The sequence below is a fragment of the Paenibacillus sp. sptzw28 genome (assembly GCF_019550795.1).
In the GTDB taxonomy this organism is placed as follows: Bacteria; Bacillota; Bacilli; order Paenibacillales; family Paenibacillaceae; genus Paenibacillus_Z.
The window spans coordinates 5,227,102-5,253,135 of sequence record NZ_CP080545.1; the positions used below are offsets into that span (position 1 = coordinate 5,227,102).

The 26,034-nt window shown below is 52.0% G+C and carries 32 protein-coding genes; 6 read left to right on the forward strand and 26 right to left on the reverse strand.

Annotated elements, in window-relative coordinates; all coding sequences use genetic code 11:
• Positions 1 to 100 precede the first annotated feature (100 nt).
• Positions 101 to 409, forward strand: coding sequence for a hypothetical protein (locus tag KZ483_RS24210; protein WP_220350116.1), 309 nt, complete (start codon positions 101 to 103; stop codon positions 407 to 409).
• A gap of 144 nt (positions 410 to 553) precedes the next feature.
• On the opposite strand, the gene KZ483_RS24215 is transcribed toward KZ483_RS24210, so the two are convergent.
• From KZ483_RS24215 to KZ483_RS24260, 10 genes are all read right to left on the reverse strand, one after another.
• Positions 554 to 2,134, reverse strand: coding sequence for a DEAD/DEAH box helicase (locus tag KZ483_RS24215; protein ID WP_220350117.1), 1,581 nt, complete (start codon positions 2,132 to 2,134; stop codon positions 554 to 556).
• Between the two features lie 9 nt (positions 2,135 to 2,143).
• Positions 2,144 to 2,635: a hypothetical protein gene (locus tag KZ483_RS24220; protein WP_220350118.1), complete on the reverse strand. Its 492-nt coding sequence runs from the start codon at positions 2,633 to 2,635 to the stop codon at positions 2,144 to 2,146.
• 27 nt (positions 2,636 to 2,662) lie between these two features.
• Complete coding sequence (locus KZ483_RS24225; protein ID WP_220350119.1) at positions 2,663 to 3,718, reverse strand: ATP-binding protein; 1,056 nt, start codon at positions 3,716 to 3,718, stop codon at positions 2,663 to 2,665.
• Entirely contained in the window at positions 3,718 to 5,028 is a 1,311-nt protein-coding gene (locus tag KZ483_RS24230; RefSeq protein ID WP_220350120.1) for an AAA family ATPase, read from the reverse strand. The genes KZ483_RS24225 and KZ483_RS24230 overlap by 1 nt, the downstream gene beginning before the upstream one ends.
• Complete coding sequence (locus KZ483_RS24235; protein WP_220350121.1) at positions 5,012 to 5,218, reverse strand: hypothetical protein; 207 nt, start codon at positions 5,216 to 5,218, stop codon at positions 5,012 to 5,014. Before KZ483_RS24235 ends, KZ483_RS24230 begins: the two co-directional genes overlap by 17 nt.
• A gap of 50 nt (positions 5,219 to 5,268) precedes the next feature.
• Positions 5,269 to 5,580, reverse strand: coding sequence for a hypothetical protein (locus KZ483_RS24240; RefSeq protein ID WP_220350122.1), 312 nt, complete (start codon positions 5,578 to 5,580; stop codon positions 5,269 to 5,271).
• Positions 5,577 to 5,738, reverse strand: coding sequence for a hypothetical protein (locus tag KZ483_RS24245; protein WP_220350123.1), 162 nt, complete (start codon positions 5,736 to 5,738; stop codon positions 5,577 to 5,579). Before KZ483_RS24245 ends, KZ483_RS24240 begins: the two co-directional genes overlap by 4 nt.
• A gap of 96 nt (positions 5,739 to 5,834) precedes the next feature.
• Positions 5,835 to 6,083 (reverse strand): DUF7667 family protein, encoded by a 249-nt coding sequence (locus KZ483_RS24250; protein ID WP_220350124.1) that lies wholly within the window; start codon positions 6,081 to 6,083, stop codon positions 5,835 to 5,837.
• A gap of 4 nt (positions 6,084 to 6,087) precedes the next feature.
• Positions 6,088 to 6,294 carry a helix-turn-helix domain-containing protein gene (locus KZ483_RS24255; protein WP_220350125.1) on the reverse strand — a complete coding sequence of 69 codons (207 nt, stop codon included), beginning with the start codon at positions 6,292 to 6,294 and terminating at the stop codon, positions 6,088 to 6,090.
• Between the two features lie 25 nt (positions 6,295 to 6,319).
• On the reverse strand, positions 6,320 to 6,565 hold the full coding sequence (locus tag KZ483_RS24260; RefSeq protein ID WP_220350126.1) for a helix-turn-helix domain-containing protein: 246 nt from the start codon (positions 6,563 to 6,565) through the stop codon (positions 6,320 to 6,322).
• A gap of 197 nt (positions 6,566 to 6,762) precedes the next feature.
• Between KZ483_RS24260 and KZ483_RS24265 the strand changes: the two genes are divergently transcribed.
• The 3 genes from KZ483_RS24265 (at position 6,763) to KZ483_RS24275 (ending at position 9,055) form a co-directional block, all read left to right on the forward strand.
• Positions 6,763 to 7,146 carry a helix-turn-helix domain-containing protein gene (locus KZ483_RS24265; RefSeq protein ID WP_220350127.1) on the forward strand — a complete coding sequence of 128 codons (384 nt, stop codon included), beginning with the start codon at positions 6,763 to 6,765 and terminating at the stop codon, positions 7,144 to 7,146.
• A gap of 291 nt (positions 7,147 to 7,437) precedes the next feature.
• A complete protein-coding gene (locus KZ483_RS29215) occupies positions 7,438 to 7,692 on the forward strand; it encodes a helix-turn-helix domain-containing protein (RefSeq protein WP_397376227.1) in 255 nt (84 codons plus the stop codon).
• A 166-nt stretch (positions 7,693 to 7,858) separates the two neighbouring features.
• Entirely contained in the window at positions 7,859 to 9,055 is a 1,197-nt protein-coding gene (locus tag KZ483_RS24275; protein WP_220350129.1) for a site-specific integrase, read from the forward strand.
• Between the two features lie 73 nt (positions 9,056 to 9,128).
• On the opposite strand, the gene groL is transcribed toward KZ483_RS24275, so the two are convergent.
• The 8 genes from groL to KZ483_RS24315 all read right to left on the reverse strand — a co-directional run bounded on the left by groL (position 9,129) and on the right by KZ483_RS24315 (position 15,381).
• Positions 9,129 to 10,766: a chaperonin GroEL gene (gene groL, locus KZ483_RS24280; RefSeq protein WP_220350130.1), complete on the reverse strand. Its 1,638-nt coding sequence runs from the start codon at positions 10,764 to 10,766 to the stop codon at positions 9,129 to 9,131.
• A gap of 96 nt (positions 10,767 to 10,862) precedes the next feature.
• Positions 10,863 to 11,144, reverse strand: coding sequence for a co-chaperone GroES (gene groES, locus KZ483_RS24285; protein ID WP_220350131.1), 282 nt, complete (start codon positions 11,142 to 11,144; stop codon positions 10,863 to 10,865).
• A 211-nt stretch (positions 11,145 to 11,355) separates the two neighbouring features.
• Positions 11,356 to 12,093, reverse strand: a complete 738-nt coding sequence (tatC, locus tag KZ483_RS24290) for a twin-arginine translocase subunit TatC (RefSeq protein ID WP_220353653.1) — start codon at positions 12,091 to 12,093, stop codon at positions 11,356 to 11,358.
• A gap of 117 nt (positions 12,094 to 12,210) precedes the next feature.
• Positions 12,211 to 12,447 carry a twin-arginine translocase TatA/TatE family subunit gene (locus KZ483_RS24295; RefSeq protein ID WP_220350132.1) on the reverse strand — a complete coding sequence of 79 codons (237 nt, stop codon included), beginning with the start codon at positions 12,445 to 12,447 and terminating at the stop codon, positions 12,211 to 12,213.
• A 231-nt stretch (positions 12,448 to 12,678) separates the two neighbouring features.
• Entirely contained in the window at positions 12,679 to 13,710 is a 1,032-nt protein-coding gene (locus tag KZ483_RS24300; protein ID WP_220350133.1) for a molybdopterin-binding protein, read from the reverse strand.
• Positions 13,707 to 14,201, reverse strand: a complete 495-nt coding sequence (locus KZ483_RS24305; protein WP_220350134.1) for a MogA/MoaB family molybdenum cofactor biosynthesis protein — start codon at positions 14,199 to 14,201, stop codon at positions 13,707 to 13,709. The genes KZ483_RS24300 and KZ483_RS24305 overlap by 4 nt, the downstream gene beginning before the upstream one ends.
• 42 nt (positions 14,202 to 14,243) lie before the next feature.
• On the reverse strand, positions 14,244 to 14,714 hold the full coding sequence (gene moaC, locus KZ483_RS24310) for a cyclic pyranopterin monophosphate synthase MoaC (protein ID WP_220350135.1): 471 nt from the start codon (positions 14,712 to 14,714) through the stop codon (positions 14,244 to 14,246).
• The gene (locus tag KZ483_RS24315) at positions 14,695 to 15,381 is read right to left on the reverse strand and encodes a 5-formyltetrahydrofolate cyclo-ligase (RefSeq protein WP_220350136.1); all 687 of its coding nucleotides are present in this window, start codon (positions 15,379 to 15,381) and stop codon (positions 14,695 to 14,697) included. Before KZ483_RS24315 ends, moaC begins: the two co-directional genes overlap by 20 nt.
• A 267-nt stretch (positions 15,382 to 15,648) precedes the next feature.
• Between KZ483_RS24315 and KZ483_RS24320 the strand changes: the two genes are divergently transcribed.
• A complete protein-coding gene (locus tag KZ483_RS24320) occupies positions 15,649 to 17,589 on the forward strand; it encodes an ABC-F family ATP-binding cassette domain-containing protein (RefSeq protein WP_220350137.1) in 1,941 nt (646 codons plus the stop codon).
• A 648-nt stretch (positions 17,590 to 18,237) separates the two neighbouring features.
• On the opposite strand, the gene KZ483_RS24325 is transcribed toward KZ483_RS24320, so the two are convergent.
• Together KZ483_RS24325 and KZ483_RS24330 are read right to left on the reverse strand one after the other, a co-directional pair.
• Positions 18,238 to 19,050 (reverse strand): class I SAM-dependent methyltransferase, encoded by an 813-nt coding sequence (locus tag KZ483_RS24325; protein ID WP_220350138.1) that lies wholly within the window; start codon positions 19,048 to 19,050, stop codon positions 18,238 to 18,240.
• Positions 19,051 to 19,172: 122 nt separating this feature from the next.
• Positions 19,173 to 20,762 carry a 2-isopropylmalate synthase gene (locus KZ483_RS24330; RefSeq protein WP_220350139.1) on the reverse strand — a complete coding sequence of 530 codons (1,590 nt, stop codon included), beginning with the start codon at positions 20,760 to 20,762 and terminating at the stop codon, positions 19,173 to 19,175.
• Positions 20,763 to 20,881: 119 nt separating this feature from the next.
• Here KZ483_RS24330 and KZ483_RS24335 point away from each other — a divergent pair, with 119 nt between their 5' ends.
• Positions 20,882 to 21,229 carry a hypothetical protein gene (locus KZ483_RS24335; protein ID WP_220350140.1) on the forward strand — a complete coding sequence of 116 codons (348 nt, stop codon included), beginning with the start codon at positions 20,882 to 20,884 and terminating at the stop codon, positions 21,227 to 21,229.
• 301 nt (positions 21,230 to 21,530) lie between these two features.
• Here KZ483_RS24335 and KZ483_RS24340 read toward each other — a convergent pair whose 3' ends face one another.
• The 6 genes from KZ483_RS24340 to thiL form a co-directional block, all read right to left on the reverse strand.
• Complete coding sequence (locus KZ483_RS24340) at positions 21,531 to 21,671, reverse strand: hypothetical protein (protein WP_220350141.1); 141 nt, start codon at positions 21,669 to 21,671, stop codon at positions 21,531 to 21,533.
• 241 nt (positions 21,672 to 21,912) lie between these two features.
• Positions 21,913 to 22,941 carry a tRNA (adenosine(37)-N6)-threonylcarbamoyltransferase complex transferase subunit TsaD gene (gene tsaD, locus KZ483_RS24345; protein ID WP_220350142.1) on the reverse strand — a complete coding sequence of 343 codons (1,029 nt, stop codon included), beginning with the start codon at positions 22,939 to 22,941 and terminating at the stop codon, positions 21,913 to 21,915.
• Positions 22,938 to 23,426 (reverse strand): ribosomal protein S18-alanine N-acetyltransferase, encoded by a 489-nt coding sequence (gene rimI, locus KZ483_RS24350; RefSeq protein ID WP_220350143.1) that lies wholly within the window; start codon positions 23,424 to 23,426, stop codon positions 22,938 to 22,940. Before rimI ends, tsaD begins: the two co-directional genes overlap by 4 nt.
• Positions 23,407 to 24,246 (reverse strand): tRNA (adenosine(37)-N6)-threonylcarbamoyltransferase complex dimerization subunit type 1 TsaB, encoded by an 840-nt coding sequence (gene tsaB / locus KZ483_RS24355; RefSeq protein ID WP_220350144.1) that lies wholly within the window; start codon positions 24,244 to 24,246, stop codon positions 23,407 to 23,409. The genes rimI and tsaB overlap by 20 nt, the downstream gene beginning before the upstream one ends.
• Entirely contained in the window at positions 24,243 to 24,731 is a 489-nt protein-coding gene (gene tsaE, locus KZ483_RS24360) for a tRNA (adenosine(37)-N6)-threonylcarbamoyltransferase complex ATPase subunit type 1 TsaE (protein WP_220350145.1), read from the reverse strand. The genes tsaB and tsaE overlap by 4 nt, the downstream gene beginning before the upstream one ends.
• 180 nt (positions 24,732 to 24,911) lie before the next feature.
• Positions 24,912 to 25,997: a thiamine-phosphate kinase gene (gene thiL / locus KZ483_RS24365; RefSeq protein WP_220353654.1), complete on the reverse strand. Its 1,086-nt coding sequence runs from the start codon at positions 25,995 to 25,997 to the stop codon at positions 24,912 to 24,914.
• Between the last annotated feature and the right edge of the window lie 37 nt (positions 25,998 to 26,034).

Sequence of the window (26,034 nt, forward strand, 5' to 3'; positions counted from 1 at the left end):
ATGGACCCCTTTTCTTGCAAATAAACTAAGCTGATTCAAAAGGATTCACCTCTTGTCTTGTCGAATAATCATGTTAAATACAATTTTTGGAGGTATGCATGTGCCAATCCGTATTCGAAATTTCCGAGATGAGGAAAACAAATTTACAATCCACCCAAGCGAAGAACTTACTCCCAAAGTCGCTGCATTCTTACGATCGAAAGACTTCTGCAGAATAACTAGTGAAGATCCAAGACGGGTTAGTTTTGCTTCTGGAGCTACGCACTCTTTTGAACCTTTCTCTGAAACCTGGTCGGGGGAAATTGTCGGACACATAGTTGATACCACCGTAAGCTTACAGGACATGGCTGAACTGCTTTCAAAAGAATTGAGTGTTCCTTTTCGCGTCATCCTTGATGGGGAATCTTAACCGATGATGGCGATCAGTCCTTTTAATAGAAGTCACATTTTAAAGCCGGCTGCATTTAACGGCAGCCCGGCGCCCAATCAATCGGCCATGCTCCACTTGCTGCAAGGGTAAAGCAGGATGCGGGGGGTGGTCATTTTTCAGACTTCACTCCCCACGATACGTTTTTGGGTCAATCCCATCCGGCACGCGCCAGCCGTTGCCGGCGATCCGATCGATCAAATTCTTCGCGTTATCAAACGTCCATGTGCCAACATGCTCGAATCCTCGCTGTTCAAGGAAACGGATTTGCTTTGGCGTGGTCAGCCCTTCCGTCCGCCGCTTATCCAGGCGCTCCAGCAGCAGTGATGCCTTGCCAGCGTTATCGATCTCGTCTGGCATGATGCCCAGCTTCTCCAGCGTCTTGATTTGCGTATCACTCGGCGGCGCCATTTCCCAACCGAATGATGGAACATAACTCGAGAGGTCTTCCGCCTGGATGCTCATTTCAAATTGCAGCGGATCGACGAGCTTGCGCTTACGTCGCTTCATTTCTTCCAGCTGCTTAGCAAGCGCTTCCTCGCGCTGCGCGATCACATCTTCAACGGCTTGCTTCTCGACCGTTTCCAGGTCCAGCGGAATACCTACTTCTTCGATTTGCTTGGTCATGACTTGGGCAACTTCTTCATTCTCCGCAATGAGATGAGCCGGATGACAAAGCTCGTGTCTCTCCGTATGCCATAGGAAATCCAGTAATAACAGTTCCGTTTTGCCGGGAAACAGTCGGGTACCTCGCCCGACCATCTGCGAATAAAGGGAACGTACTTTTGTTGGACGCAAGACAACGATGCAATCCACGCTGGGGCAGTCCCAGCCCTCAGTAAGCAGCATGGAATTGCATAGGACGTTGTACTTGTCTTTATCGAAATCTTCCAATATCTCGGACCGGTCTTGTGAGTCGCCGTTGACTTCGGCGGCTCGGAATCCAACCTCGTTCAGGATGCGAGTGAATTTTTGCGAAGTTTTGACGAGAGGAAGGAAGACGACGATCTTCCGATCCTGTGCTACGCGCCACATCTCTGCGGCAATCGATTCCAGATACGGATCCAGTGCCGTTCCCAGGTCACTGGATTTGAAGTCGCCGGCCTGCTGTCCGACTTTGGTCAAATCCAGTTGCAGCGGAATCGTCATCGCCTTGATCGGGCTGAGAAAGCCCTCTTTGATCGCCTTGGGAAGCGTGTATTCATAGGCCAAGCTCTCGAAATACGATCCCAGATTGCGCATGTCTCCCCTATCTGGCGTTGCGGTTACCCCCAGCACGTTCGCGTTCCCGAAATACTGCAGCACGCGCTGGTAGCTATCCGATAGGCAGTGATGCGCTTCGTCGACGATGATCGTATCGAAAAAATCCTTGTCAAACTGTTCGAGCCGTTTCTCGCGCATCATCGTCTGCACGCTGCCCACGACAACCCGGAACCAGCTGCCGATCGACGTCTGCTCCGCCTTCTCTGTAGCGCATTGCAGGCCTGTCGACTTCTTCAACTTATCAGCAGCCTGGTCCAGCAGCTCGCCGCGGTGGGCCAGGACGAGCACGCGCTCGCCCTTCCTTACCCGGTCCTCGGTCACTTTGGAAAACACGATCGTCTTTCCGCAGCCGGTAGGCAAGACCAAGAGCGTACGCTTAACGCCTTTGTCCCATTCCGTTTGGATGGATTCCCGGGACTCTTGCTGATATGGTCTAAGCTCCATAAGCGCCTCCTAAAACTGGCCCGGGACAAATCCGCCATTTTGCGTTCCAGTTGGGAACGGAGCTTGATGTTGTGGCTGGACCTCGTCCTTCGGGTAAAACGACTTCACTTTGTTGTTGGATTTCTCCACGCCATCGTTACCGGTGAATTTATCGACAAACAACTTTAATCGCCCCTTCGAGCCGACGACCGTCTGCCAATTCATCTTCAGCTTATCGCCCTTCTTCTTCTGACCGATACCAGCGAAGAAGTTTGATAAGAATCCTTCCGTCTTGGTATGCAGCAGCAAGGTGTGAATCACAACAACGTCGCCATGCTCAGGGGAGTGCACCGTCAGCTCTAGCTTCGCCTGATTGCACGCCGGCATTTTTTCGCTTCCGGCGAAGCGACCGCGTTCAAACTTTGTAACCGTGAAATTGTAATCACCGGCAGGGAGGACAATAAAGTCCCCGCCGTCCTTTTCAATCTCGTCGTCCCAACCTAATTCGCGTTCAGTAGTCATGTATGATTCCTCCAATTTGTTATGGTTTTAAAACGGCACATTTTTTTTGGCTTCTTGAATCATCCCGTACACCTGCTGCCACGCCCCAACCAGGACACCATTGATAAAGCCCGGGTCGTAATTGATGATCGGTGTATCGATCGGATAATAGCCCTTTTGGCTCACGACGATCTGGATATCGATTTCCTTCACTTGATGCTGCACCATCAAATCGCGCAACGATCGCGGAATACTCGGGTCTAAATCCGACGTGCTTTGCTGCATGTTCGTCTGTTGCGATGGTTGAACAGGCTGCGTCTGTTGCTGACTAGCTGGCGGCGTGACCGGACTGGCTGGAGCCGTAGCTGCAGCTGCCGTAACGTTGATGATATGTGCGATATGGGCATAGTCCAGTGGAAACTCGTCCGGCAGCCCGTGGCGGTTCTTCGCGTCCCACGCCGGATGATGCGAGGCGTAGACGGTGCGAACACCGCCCTGGCCCTTATGTTTGATGCCCTTTTGGTCGGCAGCAACCGAGAACGTTTTGTAATTGATGAATAAAACCATATCGGCCCATTCTTTGACGAGCGGCGCCGTCTGCGAGCTGGTTTTCTTCCCCAGCTTAAGTTGATATCGATCATAGGCGCCCATCTCGTCCGGCTGTTCGAACTTGATGATCTGCGCATGTGCTACCAGCACGACATGAATACCGGCATCGACGATGTCGCTCAGGAGGTTCAAGAAGCGTCCGAATTCTTCTTTCGTGTAGACATAGCCGTTGCCATATCCGAAATCTTCGATCCCTTTCTTCCCGTGCCTCGCGCAGATGCCTTCTACGCAAAGCATTTCCGCCCAGTCGATGGTGTCGATAACGAGTGTACCGAATCGGCCCGCCTGTTGCTTCACCCATTCCACTTGCTGCCGGAGCATTTCCCAGCTGGTCGGCTTCGGCACCCGGTCAACATTCATTTCCGTCGTGGACCCTTCCGTATCAATGAAGATCGGCCGCGGGAACTGTGCGGCCAACATCGATTTCCCGATTCCTTCCGGCCCGTACAACACGACTTTCTTGGCCTTTTCAACCTTTCCGCTGATGACTTGCATCAGAATTCACCTGCTTTCCATGTTGGCCCCGGGTCGATTTCGCCCGGCGGCTGCTGTAATTGAATGCCTTCCTGTCCCGCACCATATCCGTCTTCAATGATGATGCTGCACTCCTCGCCGGTACTAACGCGCGTGGCGATCGCCTGCAGTCCTTCCTGCTCCAGCCACTGGCCGAATTCGTTCAGCGTCTCCAGATCCATCTGCTCGAGCTTATCGAGCAGGATGAACCCGCAATTCGGCTTAAGCTTCCGTACAATGGCCGTGGCAACCTTAAGCTGGTCGGAACCGCTCATGTTGCCCCAGCGCTGGCCGTTGTAGGTCAGTTCGCCATCTTCGACAGACAGGCCCGGTAGCGGAAGGCTCGCATTTGTCAGCAGGTCCGTTTTTTTCTGGCGAACGGCGTTGATCTCGGCCGTCAGCTGATCATATTGGATGCGGTATTCGCCAGCGTCGGATTCAGCCTTGTCCTTGTCCAGATTGGCCCGGACTTTTCGGTTGATTTCGTCGATCTGCCGAATGTTGGCCTGCAGCTCCTCCGTGGATTCGTCGATCAGGTCGAGCGCATCCTTCTGCGCGATTGCCAGGTCGTTCTGCAGCTGTCCGTACTTTTCCTGAGCGGCATTGAGCATAGCCGTCAGCCGGGCCACTTCACGACCTTGTTGATCAAATTCGGCCTGAATCTGGCCAACCCGCTGCCGCTTACGCTGGTTTTCACCATTTCGCGCAAGGATCTCTTGCTGCTGGTTGATGAGGTCTGATGCGGAAATCGGCTCCTTTGGAGCATCCGTATAGTAAAGTTGTTCCTTGGCGTACTTGGCTTTCTGATCCGCAATTTGGCCGATCGTATGCCGCCGGTTGTAAAACTCCTGTTCCTTAACCTCCAGTTCATGCAGCCTCTCACCAACGCCGATAATGCGCAGTAGAATGTTGGCCTTTTCCTTATTGGTAGCGTTCATGAACTTCGGCAGATCGATCGCCAATTCTTCGACGAATCCGTCGAGCAGCTGCTGGCCGCCCTTCTGACCGTTTGGGTCGATGACTTTCAGGTCGCTGTTCTTCCCTTTACGCTCGACGATCAGGCCATTGGACAACACGATATGGAGATAGGGCGGAATCGCCGATCCTTCTCGTTCCGGCTGGGAAGGGCGGTACTTGTTGCCGCCCAATCCCCATGCGATGGAATCCAGCACACTGGTCTTCCCTTGATTGTTCTTCCCTCCGACGATCGTCAGCCCGGATGCCGTCGGTTCGATTTTCACAGCCTTGACACGCTTTATATTTTCAATCTCCAACTTATTGATTTTGATCATGGATATCCTCCCGTTCAGGTAACTTGTAACGCCCACGCATAGCCTCATAGGCTGCGCTATGGAATTTTGTTTTTGCTTCGAACACTTGATTAGCAAGCGAGTTATATTTTGCAGCCTCTTGCACATTGCTACAGCGGATCGCCTTCAAACGAAGAGCGTTGATAATCATGGATGACATTTCGCCGTCCATTTCGAAAGGGAATCGGTTTTTCAACATTTCATTGCCCACTTTCCAGCCGGTTATGATATAATGGCGGCAGAATCGTTTTCCCAAAACGTGAATATGCTTTTCAGCGAAAGCTTAGCGGCTCCTACCCCGTTAGGCTTTTTCAATGTTGCTATCTCTCCATTCAGCCAATCAATAGCGGCAGGCCTTACCTCTGCGTCGACCTTGTTCGGGTGACTGTGTATCCAATCCCGAATGTGCTCCAGGTTCTTGATGCGTTCCAGCACTTCCGCGCTGATCTCAGCCGGCTCACTCTCCAGCCGCTCCATACATACAGCGCACATGGCAGCAGACCGATGCTTATGTTTTCCGCAATCGCATTTCATTTGCTTCTCACCTCCTTATCCGCCGGCCTAATTTTCTTCGGCGGCATGCTTGGTACAAAATCAGCACCATTCGGCAGCTGCTCACATACGCCGACAATGACGCCTTGTGCGTTTCGTTGAACCCATAACGGTTCTTGTTTCCACGGCTTCTTATTCACGGTTGTTCACCCCCTTCAAGGCGGCTCGCTCAACCATCCCGGACACGAACCAGATGTTAAACACAATCCAAACCGCGGCGCCGATCCACATGGTAGTCATATAAGCTTCGCTTCCAAATCGTCAATCTGCCGGCATAGGTCTTGCTCCCAGCCATAATCCTTTATGGTGTGAGCGTAAAACGCCAGTTCTTTGAGCGAATCAAGCTTTTGCATCAACTCAAGATTCTCACGAAGAAGCGGCATGATCAGTCTTAGCTCCGGGATACCCATTACCATAACTCCGTTAACAGTGCTCATTTGGGCAATTTTTGCAAGCTTACGATGGCATTCGTGAATGCCGATCATAGGGTCAGCCTCCTTTTTGAGACTCCTTCCATCGGATGAAGTCTGCTTTATCAACCCGTTTTGAATTTCCAAAACTAAAGTTCGGGATGCCTCCCGCCTCGGCCTTGAGCTGAAAATGCTCATAAACCCTGCGGCGGGAGACGCCTAGATAGTCCGCGATATGCTGCGCCGTAAGTATCTCAGGCAGATCGTCGAGCGCAAGTCCTTTCACGTTCCGCCACCTCCATTAGAATTCTTTAACTAATCCGGCGTTTTATCCGAAAAAATTCGGATTTTATACCGAAAAAAATATTTTTCGTTGGCAAGCCATAAACTTCTTGGACCTTAACCATAAAAGTCCTCGGCACCCGCGTCGAATCCTGCTCGTATTTCCAAAGCGTATCGCGGTGAATACCGAATAATTCTGCGGCTTGGACGAGGTTGTAGCCGTTGTTTATCCGTGCTGCTTCAAGGGTTAACAGAACGTTTTCCCCGTTCTCCATCTGCTGCGCACCCCCTTCCCTCTCCTGGCGTAACTCAATGGTATCCGATATTTTTCGGATCGTCAACCGAAATTTTTCGGATTTTTGTCTTTCTTTTTCGGTTTACATCGGATATAATAGCAATCGATAAGACTAACATACATATATAGTAAATTACTTAGCACATATGCTTTTAATTTGAAAAAGGAGCGTTTGAAATGGAAAGAGGTAAACTCACTGAGTACGAGCTGGAGCTGAGGAAGAGTATCGGGAGAAATCTCAGAAGGTTATTAAAAGAGAACCGTATGACTCAAAAACAACTTAGCGAAGCTACGGACATACCGACTAGTACAATCTCTGACTATCTAAACGCTAAGTCCTTAGCGGTGCCCGGGAATATTCAGAAAATGGCCATCGCTTTAAAAGTATCAAAAGAAAAAATCGATCCGAGCTTTGGAGGCAGTGAGGAGTCCGCCGCGATTGATTTGAAGATGCAGTTTTTCGAAGAGCTGGAGCGCGATCTAGGGATCGATCTTACCGATCCGAGCGTCCAGAAAGCGCTCAAGCGAGCTGCTAAAATCTTTTTCACTGATGAAGATTGATCGCACATCCATTAGTTTCTCAAGTACCTTCTCAGTGTACAAGCTTTTCTCATCTGCGATCGCCGCATCTACTCTATCAACGATGGTTGTGCGCTCTCTCAAAATTAATGCCCCCTGTTCGATACTGGAATTTCATTCTATCACACATGGCCAAAAAACAGAACACCCGTTCTCATAAATTTATACAATGCGTCATATTGTATCGTTTACATATGCGTCAACTCTATCCATTTATCCAAGTAAATACAATGTAAAATCTGGAAAGGAGTACGGCATGACATGGCCCTCCGTATGGGGAGGAGCCTTTTGAGATTGAGAATTAAGGAGTATAACACAGCTCGTCCCCTGAAGGACCATATAACGCAAAGGAAGATTGCAAAAGAGTTAGGCGTATCTGAATCTTTCATTGCGATGGTCGCTAACAACGAACGGGAACTCTCATATGAACGAGCTGCAAACGTTGCTCTACTCCTTGGGTGCGACATGAAAGACTTACATGAATGGCATGAAGTACCTACTTCTAAATCGTCGAAAAGGCCAGAGTAGCATTTAGCTGCTCACCCCTCCGAGGGAACTTCACGTATAGGTGAAGTTTTTAGCCATGTATTGCTTATTATCGGGTAAAATATCCCAAAAATGAAGAGGTAATATATTACATTTGAGAGAGGTGATATCCTTGAAAGGGCATTTCTATAAGCCGCATTGTAAGTGCGTGGATTCTAACGGAAAAAGCAAGAAAACAAAAAAATGCTCCTGCGGTGCATCCTGGTCCTACATTCTGGACGTTGGAGTGAATCCGGCTACAGGAACCCGGAAACAGAAAAAGAAGGGTGGGTTCGCCACCAAAGGAGAGGCCCAGGAAGCCGCTGCCCTTCTTGTCGCTGAGTTGGCCCAAGGATTGCACATTGAAGAGAAAAGCACCACGTTCGAGGCATTCTCTGAGGAATGGCTTATGCTCTACAGCGGCACTGGCAAGGTTAAGGTTAGCACATTGAGAGTAAGGCGCCATGAGCTAGACAAGCTTATGCCGTTCTTCGCTAAACTCAAAATGAAAGATGTAACAAAGCAGCAATACCAAACTGCTCTCAATAAGTTAAAAGCTAAAGGCTTTGCCGATAATACGCTCGACGGCATACACCGGACCGGTCGAATGGTATTCAAGAAAGCACTGGAGCTGGACGTTATTAAAACCGACCCGACCGCTTTCGCCTACGTGCCAAAGGTACAGAAGACGGTCGAGCAGATCGAGCAGGCCGAGGCCGTCGTTAAGTATTTAGAAAAGGAAGAGCTTGCACTATTCCTTCGAACGGCTAAAGATGAGGGACGGGATCGGGATTACGCTATATTTATGACGCTGGCGTATACTGGTATGCGGGCCGGGGAACTGTGTGCCCTCAAATGGAAAGATGTCGATTTCGAAGAGCACTCCATAACCATAAGTAAAACGTACTACAATCCAACGAATAACATCCGATCGTACCAAATACTGACGCCAAAGACGGCCAGTGCTAACCGGAGCATCGAAGTGGACGTGGCGGTTATCCGAGAGCTGGAGAAGCTTAGACAAGCTCAGGAACGTCTTAAATACGGCAAGAGCAATTACCACGATAAAGACTTTGTATTCGCTAAGACGGGAAACAGCGCCGGCTATCCTGAGTATATCAAGATCATCGAGAACAGAATGCGAAGGCTGCTGCAGCTCGCCGGGCTCAATCCGAGTTTAACACCTCACTCGTTGCGACATACGCATACTTCGCTCTTGGCTGAGGCTGGCGTCGAGCTGCACGATATCATGGACCGGCTCGGACATAAAGACGACGATACTACCCGAAACATTTACATGCACGTCACCAAAACCAAAAAGAAAGAAGCCGTTCAAAAATTCAGCGAACTAATGAATAGCTTCTAATGTTACCCCAATGTTACCCGTAGTGGTTCATACAAAGAAAAAACCCCTTATAATCAAGGGGTTTTCGTCTCTCTTACATCATGCCGCCCATGCCGCCCATTCCACCCATGCCGCCCATGTCAGGCATGCCTGGTTTGTCTTTTTCCGGTTTGTCTGCGACAACTGCTTCGGTCGTAAGGAACATAGCCGCAACGGAAGCCGCGTTTTGCAGAGCGGAACGCGTTACTTTCGCAGGGTCAACGATACCTGCGGAGAACATGTCAACCCATTCGCCGGTAGCTGCGTTATAGCCTACGCCGATTTTTTCGCCTTTCAGACGCTCAACGATGACGGAGCCTTCTTGGCCTGCGTTCGCTGCAATCGTGCGAACAGGCTCTTCCAGCGCGCGAAGCACGATGTTAACGCCAGTTTGCTCGTCGCCAATTGCTTTTACAGCTGCTACTGCTTTGTATACGTTCACGAGGGCCGTACCGCCACCGGAGACCATTCCTTCTTCAACCGCTGCGCGGGTGGAGTTCAGGGCGTCTTCGATGCGCAGTTTGCGCTCTTTCAATTCGGTTTCAGTAGCTGCGCCAACTTTGATAACCGCTACGCCGCCGGAAAGCTTGGCAAGACGCTCTTGCAGCTTCTCACGGTCGAAGTCCGAAGTGGTTTCTTCCAGTTGAGCGCGAATTTGGTTTACACGTGCATCGATATCGGATTTGTTGCCGGAGCCGTCAACGATGATCGTGTTTTCTTTCGTGACACGGATTTGACGAGCGGAGCCAAGCTGTTGAACCGTCGTCGATTTCAGCTCAAGGCCGAGTTCCTCGGTGATTACTTGAGCGCCTGTCAAAGCTGCGATATCCTGCAGCATAGCTTTGCGGCGGTCGCCGAAGCCAGGAGCTTTAACGCCTACGCAAGTGAACGTGCCGCGCAGTTTGTTGACTACGAGGGTAGCCTGAGCTTCGCCTTCGATGTCTTCTGCGATGATTAGCAGCTGCTTGCCGGATTGAACCACTTTCTCCAGAACCGGAAGGATTTCTTGAATGTTAGAAATCTTCTTGTCGGTGATCAGGATGTATGGGTTATCAAGTACGGCTTCCATTTTGTCCGTATCGGTAATCATGTACGGGGAAGTGTAGCCGCGGTCGAACTGCATGCCTTCAACCACTTCAAGCTCCGTTACGAAGCCTTTCGATTCTTCAACCGTGATTACGCCGTCGTTGCCGACCTTCTCCATCGCTTCCGCGATCAGTTGGCCCACTTCTTCGTCTCCGGAGGAGATGGAAGCGATTTGCGCGATCGATTGTTTGCCTTCGATCGGCTTAGCGATGCTTTTCAGCTCTTCAACAGCTGTGCGAACGGCTTTCTCGATACCTTTGCGGATAACCATCGGGTTAGCGCCTGCCGTTACGTTTTTCAGACCTTCGCGGATCATCGCTTGCGCGAGAACCGTAGCGGTTGTCGTACCGTCACCGGCAACATCGTTAGTTTTCGTTGCAACTTCTTTAACGAGCTGTGCGCCCATGTTCTCGAACGCATCGTCAAGCTCGATTTCTTTGGCAATGGAAACTCCGTCATTCGTGATGAGCGGGCTGCCGAATTTTTTCTCCAATACTACGTTGCGGCCTTTCGGTCCGAGTGTAACTTTAACCGCATTTGCAAGTGCGTCAACCCCGCGCAGCATAGCGCGGCGAGCGTCTTCGCCAAATTTAATTTCTTTTGCCATCGTCGATTACCTCCTAATAATATGGTTCCAGGCAAGCGCAATATTGCCTCTGCATAAGTACGTGAAGCCATTTATATTCCAGTCAAAGCCCGAAGCTTATCCCAAGATGGCGTGGATGTCGCTTTCTTTCATAATCAAAAGCTCTCTGCCTTCATATTTAACTTCCGTGCCGGCATATTTGGAGAAAAGGACACGGTCGCCTTCCTTCACTTCAAGAGCAATGCGTACGCCATCCTTCAGCGAACCGCTGCCTACTGCGACAACTTTGCCTTCTTGCGGCTTCTCTTTCGCGGTATCCGGCAGCAAAATGCCGCTAGCGGTCGTTTCTTCTTTCGCGATCGGTTCGATCAATACGCGTTCACCCAAAGGTCTGATCATGAAAATAGCCTCCTTTTGATTTTGTTGCTGAATATTTTTATTAGCACTCGCAACTGTTAAGTGCTAATAACCATTTTTAATAATACCGATTTTGATTCCGGATTTCAAGTGCCTATCCGATAATTTGCGTGAATTTTACAGTTTGCCTCCGCTCTCATCTCAATAGTGACCCGGTCAAAAAAAAGAGCCGGCCGACGGCCGACTTCAGTTGCTATGTTTCATATTGTTCTTCAAATGCCCGGTCCGCCTCCAGCTGTTTTCTGTAGACGACGCTCGAGAGGATAACGCTAATCTCGTAAAGCAAAATAAGCGGCAGCGCAACAAGCGAATCTGAGATGAAATCCGGCGGCGTTACGACAATACCGATAAAAATAAGTATAAAATAGGCTAAACGCCTCATCTTGCGCAGCCGTTTCGGTGTCAAAATGCGCAGTTTAGTCAGAAACATGATGACTAAAGGCAGCTCAAAAAGCAGCGAAATGGGGAGCAAAATGTTATACATAAACGAAAAATATTGCGTGATGCCATAGGTTTCTTTAAGGTTCAAATGCTTGGCGACGTCCGTCGTAAATTTAAAAGCCATCGGGAATACGACAAAATACGAAAACGACAAGCCAATCAGAAACAGGATAAGCGCAAACGGTACGAACAGAAGCGCTGCGCGCTGTTCCTTAATGCGCAAAGCCGGCTTCACAAACGCCCATACCTGGTAGAAAGCAAAGGGCAGCACAAGCACAAGCGAGATGACGAGCGCAAACTTCATATACATCCCAATGCCGTCCCACAGAGAGAATGCATTAAGCTCCATACCGTTTACCGGCTCTTGACTCATCAAATAATTATAGGCGGGATCTGCGAGCAGAAGCCCGATAATCATACCCAGCACCAGAACAAGTATTGTGTAGATGAGTCTGCGGCGAAGCTCGCCGATATGTTCAAACAGCGTCATCAGCTGCTCTTTGCCGGAAGGGTTCTGTGTTTCGGATTCGGTCACCGCCCACCCACCTCTCTTTCTTCAATACGCGCGCCTCAATAACTTCTCCCTCACAAAAAAAGCGAGCCCCGATTACTCAGGGAGTCGCTTATTGTCCGCCTGTTCGTCGGTTTTGCTTTTCAGCTCAGTCCGGCTTACTTCTTTGCGGTCTTGATTCTCATCGTCCATGAGGTCTCTTGCACCGGCCTTGAACTCTCGCAGTGTTCTGCCGAACGCCCGGCCGAGTTCGGGAAGCTTGTTCGGGCCAAAAAGCAGCAGGGCGACAAGTACAAGCAGGATAAATCCCGTTACGCCAATCCCGTTAAACATGTTGTTAACCTCCTAAGAGTTTTACGAAGTAAAACTCACTTCGTAAGCATAAACTTGAGTTTTACGAAGTAAAACTCACTTCGTAAGCGTAAACTTGGTTTTACGAAGTAAAACTCACTTCGTAAGCGTAAACTTGAGTTTTACGAAGTAAAACTCACTTTCCATAAAGTTTTGAGAAGCGAGACCCGCTTCGCGATATTGTAATGAAGGTAATCGTTCATACTCCGGCTTTCAGCATCCATTCAGTCCGCCATAGCCCATCTGCACGATATCTTCCCGCTTAATGACGTCACCCGCAAGTACCCGCGGCAGCAGCACATTAAACGAAGTATAAGGGTCGTGCATGACACAACCCGGCAAACCCATGATAGGAACACCTTGAATATAGCCGATCAGCAGCATCGATCCGGGAAGCATCGGCGTGCCATAGCTGACGATCTGCGCTCCGGCTTCTTTGATCGCGGCCGGTGTGCGGTCATCGGGGTCGACCGACATACCGCCTGTCACCAATATCATATCATATTGCTGCGACAGCAAGTAGTCTATTTCCTTGACAATTGTATGTCGGTCATCAGGCGCATAACGCTGCTCGATCACTTCAGAACCAAGCGATTCCACGATACGCCGCACCGCAGGTCCGAACTTATCTTCAATGCGGCCTGAAAATACTTCGCCGCCGGTCGTGAGCAGACCTATTCGAAGGCTTCTGAGCGGTCTGAGCCGCAGCGGACTCCGGCCTTCGTGCAGCAAACGATAATTGCTGACCAGATTCTCCATACTCACTATCTTGGAGATCGGCACAACAAGCGGAATAACTCTCGTAGCCGCCAGCTGGCCGTCCGGCATGACGACAGCATGTGTCTTTATGGTAGCAAGCGCGATATCACCAAGACCGTTAATGGCGTGAACCAGCGAGGCATCAATTTCGGCAAGCGCCGGAACGGACAAATCGGACTTGACCGCCACTTTACCCTCATGCGGCTCCGTCAATTTCATACCATCCCCCTGCAAAGCAAGCGCCATCCTCAGTGCTGCGTCGTCCTCATGAAGCTCGCTTTCATCAAGCTCCATAATGTAAATATGCTCTTTGCCGATGTCGAGCAGCTTAGGAATGTCGGATTCCGTGACGATGTGGCCTTTTTTAAACAATCTGCCCTTGAATTGTCCGGGGATGATTTGCGTTAAATCATGTGCAAGCCGAAGCCCAATAGCTTCCTGTATCGGCACTTCCTTAAGCACGGTTCCGTTATTTGGGATATTCATTCGTTATGATCCCCCGTTCGTCCGGATAAAATGCTCAGCGCATGCGGCAGTTGATCTATGATTGCCATTAAATTCTCGTGCACACCCTTCGGGCTGCCCGGCAGATTAATGATAAGCGACCGTCCGCGGATTCCGCAAACGCCCCGTGACAGCATCGCCGTCCGTGTACGCTGCATCGCGCCGATACGCATCGCTTCGGCAAGTCCGGGAACAATCCGGTCGATCACCTTGAGCGTTGCTTCAGGCGTCAAGTCCCGCGGAGCAAGCCCGGTTCCTCCGGTCGTAATGACGAGATCCGCTTGAAAATAGTCGGTCATTTCGATGAGTGCAGCCATAATTTCATCCTGTTCGTCAGGAACGATGCGGTAGTCGACAATTTCTCCGCCCAGTTCTTCCTCCACCAGTTCCCTGATTACCTGAGCGCTGGTATCTTCCCGTTCACCGCGGGATCCTTTATCGCTAGCTGTCAATAACGCCACTTTCCACCGCATGAGTTCTCCCCCAATCGACCGATCGACTGTCCGAATATACTGCTATAGATGAACGTAATCTCCGCTTTTTCCGCCGCTTTTGGATACGAGGTAGGTCGCCCCGATAATCATATCCTTTTGCAGCGCCTTGCACATATCATAAACGGTAAGCGCTGCGGCCGAGACAGCCGTCAATGCCTCCATTTCAACTCCCGTTTTACCGGTCGTCTTTACCGTTCCTTCTATATATAGCTCGTCCGCCCCGTTATCGGCAAACGCAAGATTGACGCCGGTCAGCGGAAGCGGATGACACATCGGTATCAAGTCCGATGTTTTCTTGGCCGCCATGATGCCGGCGATCTGAGCGACGGCAAGCACATCGCCTTTTCCTACTGTTCCCGATTTGATTCGAGAGAGCGTATCAGGTGCCATCTTCACGCTTGTGCGGGCTACTGCGGTCCTTGCTGTGATTTCCTTGTCGGAGACATCGACCATACGCGCTCTTCCTTGTTCGTTAAAATGCGTCAAATCCATTGTTTGCTCCTTCCTTTGATGAACGAGAATTATCCGCCTTCGTGCTGCGCACACCAAGCTCGGTCACAACCGCGTCTACCCGTGCATCGTGACTCTCCATCGGTACGTTATCCATCCACTGGGATTCGTATCCGATTCCGATCCAAGGAGGAACCATTGTCCCCGCCGCCACTGCGCACAGCCGGTCCCGGAAGCGGTCGTAATAACCGCCGCCATACCCCAGTCTGCCTCCGTTCGTGTCAAAGGCCAGACCCGGGACAAAGACTACATCCGGAATGAGCAAATCGCCGCAGCGCTGAGCGCGCGTCGCATCCGGCTCCATAATGCCGTAAGCGCCGGGGCTAAGCTCCTCCCAGCCGCGAATGACATACAATTCCATGGATCTGTCCTCTCTTATACAGCGTGGGACAATTACCGTCGTACCGGTCTGCCAGCCCCACCTGGCGAGCAGCGAAGTGTCCAGCTCGGAGCGAAACGGTGCATAAGTCATGAAGCTTTGCACTGTACCAGGCGCCTTGTGTTCCATCCATTGAATCGCCGCTTTACATGCCTCTATCGACCATGCTGCCCGAAGCTCTTCCGGCAAGCTGTCGCGTGCAGCGGCTGCGGCGGATCTGGCTTCCTTCTTCCTTGCGGAAAGCTCCGTCGGTTCACCACTTTGAGCCATAAATGTCCTTGCCTTTCTCTGACATAGTTGTTATTTAGTTTACCACTGTTGACCAGTTTTCGCCAATGGCCCAACGGAACAACAATTGTTAATGAAACAGGTGTATTCTGTCGCGCTGAGCGCCGATTTCATGTAAACTATCAAGAAGAAAGGGTTCCTACCGTTCGTATACTCAATAGTAGTTTTTCTGAAACTATGGCGGTTTAGAACCGGAAAAGATATTAAATGGCCTAAAATCGGTTGATCTTCTGGAGGTTTGTAACTGTTATGCTTCTTCAAATTTCTGGTCTATCCAAAAGCTATGGAGTCAGCAGTGTGCTCTCTTCAATCACGTTCCAGGTGCTTCCCCGGGAGCGCGTCGGTCTTGTTGGAGTGAATGGAGCGGGTAAATCGACGCTGCTGCGAATTATCGCAGGTGAAATATCCGCCGACTCCGGCACGGTCTATAAAGCGAAGGAAACATCGATCGGCTATCTGGCGCAGTCGAGCGGCTTGCAATCGGATCGCACCATAGATGCCGAGATGCGCTCGGTATTCGCTCATTTGACCGACGCCGAACGAGAGCTGCGTTCGCTGGAGCAGCAGATTGCCGATCCCATGCTGCAGGCCGACTCCAAGCAATATGCAAACATACTCGAGCGTTATGCAGGGTTATCCGACTGGTTTCGGGAAAAAGGCGGCTTCGAAATGGAGACCCGTATTCGAAGCGTACTGCATGGGATGGGCTTCAGCCAATTCCCGCCCGATACGGTTATTTCGACGCTGAGCGGCGGGCAGAAAACGCGGCTTGCCCTTGCCCGTATTTTGCTGCAGGCTCCTGACCTTCTCATGCTGGACGAGCCGACCAATTACCTTGATATCGCGACTCTGACTTGGCTTGAAGACTATTTGAGAAGTTATAGCGGAGCGATACTCGTCGTATCGCATGACCGGTACTTTCTAGATGCAGTCGTGCAAACCATAGTCGAGATTGAGCGGCATACGGCAAAGCGCTATCCGGGAAATTACAGCCGGTTTATTGATCTCAAATCGGCAGAATACGAATCGCAAATGAAACTTTACGAGAAGCAGCAGGATGAAATTGCCCGTCTCGAAGATTTCGTGCAGCGTAATATAGTCCGTGCCTCAACTACGAAGAGAGCGCAAAGCAGGCGTAAGACACTGGAAAAAATGGATCGTCTCGACAAGCCGGCAGGCGATCTCAAGAAGGCGCATTTCTCTTTTGAAATCGAGCGTCACAGCGGAAACGACGTGCTGGATGTACGCGAATTGTCGATCCGCTTCGAGGAGCGGGCGGAACCGCTTTTCCAAGACGTGTCTTTCCGCCTCGAACGCGGCGAGAATGTAGCACTTATCGGTCCGAACGGAATCGGGAAATCAACTTTGCTGAAGGCGCTGGTAGGCCAGCAACCGCTCGAACAAGGGACGATTCGGTGGGGGACGAACATCAAAATCGGCTATTACGACCAAGAACACAAGGAGCTTAATCCTTCCAACACGGTACTTGAGGAGCTCTGGAACGCTTATCCTCATATTGAAGAAGCTCGTATCCGGACTGTACTGGGTAATTTCTTGTTTAGCGGAGATGATGTGCAGAAACGCATCGGCTCTTTAAGCGGCGGTGAGAGAGCGCGAGTATCTCTGTCCAAGCTTATGCTTGCCAAAGCGAATATGCTCATACTTGATGAACCGACAAACCATCTTGATCTTTACAGCAAGGAAGTTCTTGAATCCGCCCTGCTGGACTATGACGGAACTCTTTTCTTTATCTCTCATGACCGTTATTTCTTGAACAAAATGGCTGAACGGATTGTCGAACTAACCCCGCGCGGCGCGCATCATTTCCTGGGAAATTATGACGAAATGGTTGAGAAAAAACGTGAAATCGATGAACTCAGAATGGAAACGCTGTCATTTGCCCAAGGAAAAACGGGAACTGTCGTTTCAACGCCTGAATCCCCTGCTCCTACGTCGTATGAACTCGATAAACAAGCGAAACGGGACGAGCGAAATCGACAGCGCAAACAGGAGCAGCTCGAACAGGAGATTGCCAAGCTGGAGGAGGAAATTACCGGTTTGGAGCAGCAGTTGGTTAACCCCGAAATATTCAACGACTATGTGCGGGTGCAGACGATTCAATCCGACATCGATACGCGAAAGACGATGCTTCAAGCCGCTTACGATGCATGGGAGGATCTGCTCTCGTAATACCCTACCGCCTTGTCGAAGAGAAAATAATTAAATATATTAATTCTTCATTAGTTCCACTTGACTCCGGACAGCTTAAAGCGGTCCGGATTATTTTTTTAGTTGGAGTTCGTTATTCGGAAAGGAATTCTGGTTGCCGGTATATGCAAACATGATGTACTTGGGTGCAGGAATATTTACTAACCGGGTAAGCTGTGACTTTCAGCCCATCAATACTGACAGAGTACAGATTCGCAGCCCTTCTTCTTGCGTATTTCGAGGGACCGGAAAATTTATCCACAAATCACTACCTACTATTAACTGCAGGCGTATCGAAACGGAAAATGAAGTCGAGCACGGCAATATACGCACTCAACGATTCTATCCACCTTTTCCACAGTGTTATCCACAGAAATCGGTGAATTGTTCTGCAATTCAGGCATTACTGACTGTTTGCGTAAGCTTATAATTCGGTACTTTTTCTTCACTCACTTTATATCCGATAAGAAAATGAAACTTTTGCACCCATTATCCACACTATCCACAGATGGGCTGTGAAAAACTTATCCCATTTTTGTTCACATTGTAAACGCCCTGTAAATGCGCGTTTGAGCTATTTATTCACATCTATGCACATTTTCTGTGGATAAGTTTGTGGATATTGCTTCATTACCTCTTTCTTCCGATGTATAGTAAATGTGATGAAGCTCCCAAATTATATGGATCAGCCGCAATTTCGAATACCATATCCATTATTTTACGGTATGAATCCTCACCCTGACCCCGCCAATAGTCCCATTGTTCCGTCTTCATCGCTCCAGCGATACTCCCTGATCCAATAAGCCCGACCGGTTCGAATCCGTTCTCACTCATAAAAGGATTAATGTCTTTAATATGAAAAAAATAAGCCCCGGTAAACCGGCCCTCGTCGCTGTGATTAAATACTCCCGTCTCCATAAATTCCGATAACCCGTGGATGGTATGATTTGGCTTCCATGCTTCAGGAAACAGCAATGAAGTGGCAAGCTTGCGAATTCTTGTCATAAAAGCGACGAAGACCATTCCCTGCTTCTTAGTAACGCGATGCAGCTCCTTGACCGCTCTTACCCGGTCTTCTTCGGTTTGCAGGTGATACAAGGGACCGAGCATCAGAGAGGCATCGAATTGTTCGTCCTCGAACATATGGAGATTTCTCGCGTCTCCAACATAGAATCCTTGAAACCGGTCCTGCACGTTAAACTCCATGGCCTTTTCCTTTGCAATTTCTACTAAACCCGGCGTTAAATCGGCCAATGTGACATTATAGCCTTGTTTCGCCAGATCAATCGCATATTTCCCCGGTCCGGCTCCGTTATCCAAAACATGGCCCTTTTGTGGAAGGAACTTTGTTATAAAGTGGCGGTTGACAATAAACTCTATCGGTTCCCGGTCAAGCCGCCCCCATTCGTCGAATGCGCTATAATATTTAATGATTTTGTCCACATGAACCGCTCCTTCCTCCAGATTACAGAAATTTCGCTTGCTACTTATCAGTTCGGGCTTGAAATACGGAACGGGGTATGGTCCCCGTTCCGTATTGAACTGTAGCCTGCTTGAGAAGCCCGTTATGCCGAAGCCCCGTTATCCGCCGGTTTCACACTGAGCAGCTGCTGGTTACAAGCTGCGACGTAGGCTTGGGCTGCCGCTAATATAATGTCATTGTGAATCGCTGTTCCCCGATACCGGCGGTTGTTGTGCACAATGCTGACTACAGCTTCACCGCGCGCATCCTCTCCTGTGGATAAGGAATGAAGCTCCAAATCTTCGAATTCGGCTGCGACCGGGATCGCCTGTTGGATGCAGTGAATAACCGCTTCCAGTGGCCCGGTCCCCGTGCCCGTGTAAGTTCGCTCCTGTTCGGAGTCGCGTTCCCGGATGGTGACGGATGCGATGCGCGACCGCTGCGTCCCCGCCAACACCTGCAGATCGGTCAGCGTGTATGGATCATGCTCCGTAGCGGTCGTTTCGCTAGCCAGACGAATCAGTACATCGTCAGGCACCAGCTTCAGTTCGTCAGCCTTCACTTTGAAACGGTTATACAGATCCTCGAGCTGCGTTTCGTCAAGTTTAACGCCGTATTCCGATAAACGGTGTTTCAGAGCGTGACGTCCCGAATGCTTGCCCAATACGATCATGCTGCGGGGAATCCCCATCGCGTCAGGGTCCATAATCTCGTACGTGCTGCGGTTTTTCAGCAGGCCGTCTTGATGTATGCCCGATTCGTGCTGGAATGCGTTGCGCCCGACGATCGGCTTATTATATGCGATCGGGAAGTTCATCGCCCGGCTCACCATGCGCGATGTTTCGTAGATTTCGCCGGTGACGATACCTGTCTCAGCGCCTATTGCCGATTTGCGCGTCTCGATTGCCATTACAAGCTCTTCCAGAGAGCAGTTGCCGGCTCGTTCTCCTACGCCGTTAATCGTCACCTCGATTTGCGTCGCACCTGCACGTATCGCCGCCAAGCTGTTGGCGACCGCCAGCCCCAAGTCATTATGACAGTGGGCGCTGTAGCTGACCTTATCGCCGCCGCGGGCCTGCTGCCTGACAATACGAAACATTTCGCCGTATTCCTCCGGCATGGCGTAGCCTAGCGTATCCGGCAGATTGATGATTGTCGCGCCTTCAGCAATGACCGCTTCCACCATTTCGATAACAAATTCCCGTCCAGAACGGCTGGCGTCCATCGGTGAGAACTCGATTTGATCAACGAACTGTTTGCCGTACGCCACCATTTCACGAGCTATTTGCAGCACCTGCTCGCGCGATTTGCGCAGCTGGAAATCCAGGTGTATATCCGATGATGAAATGAACAGGTGCAGCCGCCGCCGCGCAGCGTCCGCAGTTGCACGGACTGCCGCATCGATATCAGCTTTCATAGCGCGGGCGAAGCCAGCGATCTCGACAGTTTGCAGTTCACGGGATACCTGCTGCACCGCCGCGAAATCCCCCGGGCTTGAGATAGCGAAGCCCGGCTCGATGACATCAACGCCGAGCTTCGCCAGCTGGCGGGCGAGTATGATTTTCTGCTCCGGCTCAAGAGAAGCGCCCGGTGACTGCTCCCCGTCGCGAAGCGTCGTATCAAAGATGCGGATGCGTTTATATGCGGACTCGTTGCTGTTCTGGTGGTTGTTCGGGTTGGAATTTACGGTCATAATGTTTAACCTCCTTAAGTGTGTGCGGACTGTTATCCAGTCCAACAAAAAAAGCCCGCCGTCTCTTGTTGTTCAAGAGACGACAGGCTAAATATTAGCTTGCCGCGGTACCACTCTCGTTGTCCGGACCGATGTCCGAACCCGCTTATGCAGCCTGGGCGCGCGCCTCGCTCTTCGTATCGTCCCATCTCGGTGAGAGTCGCGTACCGGTGAAAGCACAAAATATATGCCTCATAGTACGACCGGACGATACGCTGTTCAGGCGTATAACGCTTCAGTCTGCACCCGATTACGGGGGTAAGCCGTTCCGGAGTACGCTCAGCTCACGCTTGCCTTCCGGCAATGCGCGGCCGTATTTCCCCCGTTCCGCTTCCAGGCGAGTTCGGATATCCATCGGCTGCGTCGCACCTTCCCGCAGTTCTCTGACCGCTTACCGCATTGCCGCTTCAGCCCGGTTAAGAGGCTAAGCAACGCCGCGGTATGCTTTTAATCCCGGATATGATCCTAATGCTCCTGTTCATGGCGTTTGTTAATATGCAGTTTTTCGGTTATGTCAGCCGATATTGCCCGGCTCTTTCGTCGTTTCACGCGCGCTCTTCGGACAACAAGAAAAGCCTGCCGTCTCTGATTCAAGAGACGACAGGCTGTTAACAGGCCCGCGCGGTACCACCCTTGTTGACGTCTCACCCTCGCATGCGAGAGGAAGTGCGCCCACTTATACGCGCCATCGACTCTAGAAATCGATGATCGCGCACCCGATTACGGGGGTCAGCCGTTATGACGTACCATTACGACGACAGCCTTGGCCTTCGGCCGCCTCGTCATAATCTTCCGCCATTCCGCTCCCAGGCGAGATTCCGGCTGCCTTCGTCTGCGTTGCACCGTCCCGCAGCTCTCTAATCCCGGCAATGCCATACTACTCCTGTTCTTCGCGTTTAGGATGTATGACTACAACTGAGTTCCGCATTTGAGGAACTAACAGTTGCAGTGGTACTGACAACTGAGTTCCGCATTTGAGGAACTAACAGTTGCAGTGGTGTTGTTTGCTATTATATGCTCCGCGAAATCGTCTGTCAATTCGCAAAATTAATTTTTTTCCTGAAGCCGGAATAGTACGCCTAAGTGATTGGTCCCCTCGACATTACCCCGTTTAGACGCGAACCGACCATTCCTCCAGGGAGAACGTGGGCTCGGCCTTCATATCAAGAGAGGTGAATTCGCCGCGTTTCCACTTGAGGTGAGCGGCTGCGCCGATCATCGCTGCATTGTCCGTACACAAGGATAGAGGCGGTATGAGCAGCGGCACTCCTTCGGATTCACAGCGAGCCGCGAGCGCGGCGCGCAGTCCGCGGTTGGCAGCAACGCCGCCGCAAAGCAGGAGCTGCCTGGCGCCTTCTGCGTGAACGGCGCGGAGCGCTTTTTCCACTAGAACATCGATAACGGATCTCTGAAAGCCGAGGGCGAGCGCGGAACGCATCGGCGTTTCTCCGCGCATTTTGGCCTGGTTGATGACGGCAAGAACCGCCGATTTCAGTCCGCTAAAACTGAAATCATACGAGTCCTGCTCAAGCCATGCCCGCGGTAGAACAATTTCCTCTTCGGCTTCCTGCGCCAGACGGTCGATGTAAGGACCGCCCGGATATGGAAACCGGAGCGCGCGGGCGACCTTGTCATATGCCTCGCCGACCGCATCGTCGCGAGTCCGTCCGATAATGCGGAACATTCCTTCGCGCTCCAGCACCACAAGCTCCGTATGTCCCCCCGATACTACAAGCGCAATGGAAGGGTACACCAGTTCATGCACAAGCTGGTTCGCGTATATGTGTCCGGCGATATGATGAGTGCCGATCAGCGGCAGATCGTACGCCATTGCAAGACTTTTGGCCGCGACGATACCGACGAGCAGCGAGCCTACGAGTCCGGGTCCCTGTGTGACCGCTATTGCGGAAATATCCCTGAGCGAGACTTTTGCCTCCTTCAACGCCTGCTCCATGATGACCGTAATCGTCTCCACGTGCTTGCGCGAAGCGATCTCCGGCACGACACCGCCGAACTGCTCGTGGGTTTCGATTTGACTCGATATAAGGTTGGTCAATATTTCACGGCCGCCGCGCACGACCGCGACTGATGTTTCATCGCAGCTTGTCTCGACGGCCAGTAACAATTCATTTGTCGTCATGCTCTCTCCCCGCCCTCAAGCGCGCTAAGCTCCGCCCACATGATGAGGGCATCCTCTTGATTATCCGAATAATATCCCGGTCTGATGCCGGCCGGCTCAAAGCCCAGTTTCCTGTACAACCTCTGTGCAATCTCATTACTTACCCGAACCTCAAGCGTCATTCGTGCCGCCCCGAAGAAGACTGCCGTCCGCTGCAGCTCAGTCATCAATTTCTTGCCGAGACCCTGCCCGCGATAGCCCGCTCGAACCGCAATATTGGTCACATGCGCTTCATCCATAATCGTCCACATGCCGCCATATCCGATAACATCCCCATCGTACTCCATAACCATATAGCGGGCAAAATGATTGTTCGTGAGCTCGTTCATAAAGGCTTCCTGGGTCCACGGACAAGTGAAAGCTTCGTGCTCAATCTGGGCGATAACAGGAATGTCGGAAGGCGTCATCGTTCGGAAAATAAGCCGGCTATGCTCGATTGCCGTCATCGGGATTCGCCTCCCTTTCCCTCGACTTCTGCAGCAGCTTGACTTCCGCCTCGGCCAGCTGGGTATAGTTAGGAACGAAGCTGTGCACATCGTCACTTTCTCCTGCCTCAAGCCGGATCGCGCCCAGCACCGCAACCGAGCTGCCCTCCATCGTAAAGGGCTGCAGGCGCACTTCGCACTTCGACCCGCCCTCTGCACTAATCGATTGAAGCCGCATCCCTTCAGCCTCATGAAGCGTCAAATCGCCTATAATCCAAATTCGTGCAGGTTCCTCTCCCGCGGCCGCGTCACGGCTCATTTCATCAAGCCGGTCAACCCATTGATGCATCAGCCGCACGCCGTCTTCGGCAAGCCTGCTCCAACCGCCCGCAGCATTCGAAGCAAAGGCGGCTGTGTACACTTGACCCCGCCTGGCATCCATAATGGGAACGAACCAATCAGGACGGCCGGTAGCTTTGTTACCGGCAAACTGCGAAGCATGAGCCTGCCTGGCACCGTACGCCAGAGACTCCAAGCTCGATACGCCGACAAGCGGCTTATTCCATGCCCAAGCGAGCGTTTTTCCGACAGAGACGGCAATACGCATCCCGGTATATGAGCCTGGCCCTCTGCCGATCACAATTCCGTCCAGCTTATCCGGTGGAACGCCAGACTCGTCCAGCAAGGCCTTCAGTTTCGACACGGTTTCCACCGAATGGTTTCTTTCCGCCAGCGACTGCACCGAACCGAGCGTCTCCCTGCCTCTTACCAGCGCTGCAGCCAGCGATGCCGTCGACGTATCGAGAGCGAGTACCAGAGGCTCTCTAATTTGATCCTTCATTGGTCGCCGTCTCCTATCGCTTGAAGTTGTTTGCACCATCCCGCATAAGGAGCCCCGATGCCCGTCAACGCGATGCGCCTCCGTTCTCCTCCCAAGTCCTCGATATACAGCTGCAAACGTTCGGGCGGGAGCAGTTCCCCGATGAGGCTAGCCCATTCGACTATCGTGATGCCGTTCCCGTAAAAATAATCGTCGAGACCAAGCTCGTCCGCTTCTTCCAGCGTAAGCCGGTACACATCCATATGATAAAGCGGAAGCCGCTTGCCTTCATATTCTTTAATGATCGTAAATGTCGGGCTGTTCACGATTTGTTTCACGCCCATAGCCTTGGCAAATGCTTGCGAGAATCGCGTTTTGCCCGCGCCAAGATCGCCGTCCAGCGCGAGTACCGCGCCGGCTCCCGCCAAAGCGGCAAGCTTCTCCGCAAGACGAACCGTACCCTCTTCGCCGCTCACCATCCACACGGCTTGTCCCGTTTCAGTCATTGTGATACCACCTAAAAGTTTTCTGCGATTCTTCTTTGACTATACTCCTTGGAGAGCGGAAAACTCGCTTCGGAAGCATAGGCTCAGTTTTCTGCGATTCTTCTTTGACTATACTCCTTGGCAAGCGGAAAACTCGCTTCGGAAGCATAGACTCAGTTTTCTGCGATTCTTCTTCGTCTATTACTCAAAATGATTATATCCACGTTTGGCAATCTGCTGCCGCCTCTCGGGAGACATGCTTTTACCACTCTTGCCGCGAACTCCGGTGTCTTCGCGAATTAGTTCGACCCCGGCGGGGCCGGCTTCCACCTCGCCAATGAGGTACATCGGCAGCCCGGCTTCGGACAGCGCCGTCTTCGCTTCACGAGCATCCGCCGCAGCGATCGTTCCAAGCAGCACATAGTCCTCGCCCCCGTACAGCATCCACTCCAGCGGATCGACACCGCTGCGGGCAGCGTATGCGGCCATACTGCCGCTCCTAGGCAGCATCGGTTCGCGCAGCGCAAGCTTGACGCCGGATGCTTCGGCGATCTCCCACGCCTCGCTGGCGAGGCCGTCGCTGACGTCATTCAGCGACGTGACCGTCCCGCGCGCGGCGAGCATCCGCGCCGCGCGCACCGATGGCGCCGGGCGGCGGTGCGCCTGCACCAGCGCCGCCGTTCCGGCCGCCTCCGCCGCGGCCAGCGGCACGCACTGCCCGCCGCCCGCCGCCGCTGCGGCGAGCAAAAAATGCAGACCGGCCGCGGCCATGCCGACCGGGCCGGTCACGAACACGGCGTCGCCGGGCTGCGCACCCGCCCGGCGTATCGCCCTGCCGGCCTCGACGGTGCCCACCGCCGTCACGGCCACCACAAGCTGCGCCGGCGACGATGTCGTGTCGCCGCCTATAACAGCGACGCCGTAATGCTCGGCGCACGCGTACAACCCGTCATAGAGCCGGCGTACCCTCGCCGGCTCCCATGCCTGAGGCGCGCTCACGGACACGAGCGCATGCCGGGGCTCGCCGCCCATCGCCGCTATGTCGCTCACGTTCGCGGCCAGCGCCTTCCAGCCGACATCGGCGTCCGCCATCGTCGCTGCATTGAAATGCACGGTCTCCACCATCGTGTCTACCGCCAGAAGCCACTGCAGCGGGCCGCTCGCACCAGGCGGCGTCTCAACAACGGCCGCATCATCCCCGATGCCTAGCACGACGCCCTTCTCCCGCAGCCGCTCTGCGGTTTGGCGGCCGTCCGTCCAATGACGGATGCTCGCAAATTCGTCCAGACCGACCGCCTCCTATCATTGACCTTATTATATCGGT

Coding starts and splice junctions, on each gene's coding strand:
- tsaD (WP_220350142.1), bottom strand. CDS start 22,941: ATGACGACAAATGAATTGTTACTGGCCGTCGAGACAAGCTGCGATGAA.
- moaC (WP_220350135.1), bottom strand. CDS start 14,714: ATGGATTTGACGCATTTTAACGAACAAGGAAGAGCGCGTATGGTCGAT.
- groES (WP_220350131.1), bottom strand. CDS start 11,144: ATGATCAGACCTTTGGGTGAACGCGTATTGATCGAACCGATCGCGAAA.
- KZ483_RS24235 (WP_220350121.1), bottom strand. CDS start 5,218: ATGGACGGCGAAATGTCATCCATGATTATCAACGCTCTTCGTTTGAAG.
- KZ483_RS24315 (WP_220350136.1), bottom strand. CDS start 15,381: ATGGCTCAAAGTGGTGAACCGACGGAGCTTTCCGCAAGGAAGAAGGAA.
- KZ483_RS29215 (WP_397376227.1), top strand. CDS start 7,438: ATGGGGAGGAGCCTTTTGAGATTGAGAATTAAGGAGTATAACACAGCT.
- KZ483_RS24250 (WP_220350124.1), bottom strand. CDS start 6,083: ATGATCGGCATTCACGAATGCCATCGTAAGCTTGCAAAAATTGCCCAA.
- KZ483_RS24320 (WP_220350137.1), top strand. CDS start 15,649: ATGCTTCTTCAAATTTCTGGTCTATCCAAAAGCTATGGAGTCAGCAGT.
- KZ483_RS24240 (WP_220350122.1), bottom strand. CDS start 5,580: ATGAAATGCGATTGCGGAAAACATAAGCATCGGTCTGCTGCCATGTGC.
- rimI (WP_220350143.1), bottom strand. CDS start 23,426: ATGACGGCAATCGAGCATAGCCGGCTTATTTTCCGAACGATGACGCCT.
- KZ483_RS24305 (WP_220350134.1), bottom strand. CDS start 14,201: ATGCGGTGGAAAGTGGCGTTATTGACAGCTAGCGATAAAGGATCCCGC.
- KZ483_RS24230 (WP_220350120.1), bottom strand. CDS start 5,028: ATGATCAAAATCAATAAGTTGGAGATTGAAAATATAAAGCGTGTCAAG.
- tsaE (WP_220350145.1), bottom strand. CDS start 24,731: ATGACTGAAACGGGACAAGCCGTGTGGATGGTGAGCGGCGAAGAGGGT.
- KZ483_RS24225 (WP_220350119.1), bottom strand. CDS start 3,718: ATGCAAGTCATCAGCGGAAAGGTTGAAAAGGCCAAGAAAGTCGTGTTG.
- KZ483_RS24300 (WP_220350133.1), bottom strand. CDS start 13,710: ATGAATATCCCAAATAACGGAACCGTGCTTAAGGAAGTGCCGATACAG.
- KZ483_RS24215 (WP_220350117.1), bottom strand. CDS start 2,134: ATGGAGCTTAGACCATATCAGCAAGAGTCCCGGGAATCCATCCAAACG.
- KZ483_RS24260 (WP_220350126.1), bottom strand. CDS start 6,565: ATGGAGAACGGGGAAAACGTTCTGTTAACCCTTGAAGCAGCACGGATA.
- KZ483_RS24330 (WP_220350139.1), bottom strand. CDS start 20,762: ATGACCGTAAATTCCAACCCGAACAACCACCAGAACAGCAACGAGTCC.
- KZ483_RS24295 (WP_220350132.1), bottom strand. CDS start 12,447: ATGTTTAACGGGATTGGCGTAACGGGATTTATCCTGCTTGTACTTGTC.
- groL (WP_220350130.1), bottom strand. CDS start 10,766: ATGGCAAAAGAAATTAAATTTGGCGAAGACGCTCGCCGCGCTATGCTG.
- tsaB (WP_220350144.1), bottom strand. CDS start 24,246: ATGAAGGATCAAATTAGAGAGCCTCTGGTACTCGCTCTCGATACGTCG.
- tatC (WP_220353653.1), bottom strand. CDS start 12,093: ATGACGCTGTTTGAACATATCGGCGAGCTTCGCCGCAGACTCATCTAC.
- KZ483_RS24220 (WP_220350118.1), bottom strand. CDS start 2,635: ATGACTACTGAACGCGAATTAGGTTGGGACGACGAGATTGAAAAGGAC.
- KZ483_RS24265 (WP_220350127.1), top strand. CDS start 6,763: ATGGAAAGAGGTAAACTCACTGAGTACGAGCTGGAGCTGAGGAAGAGT.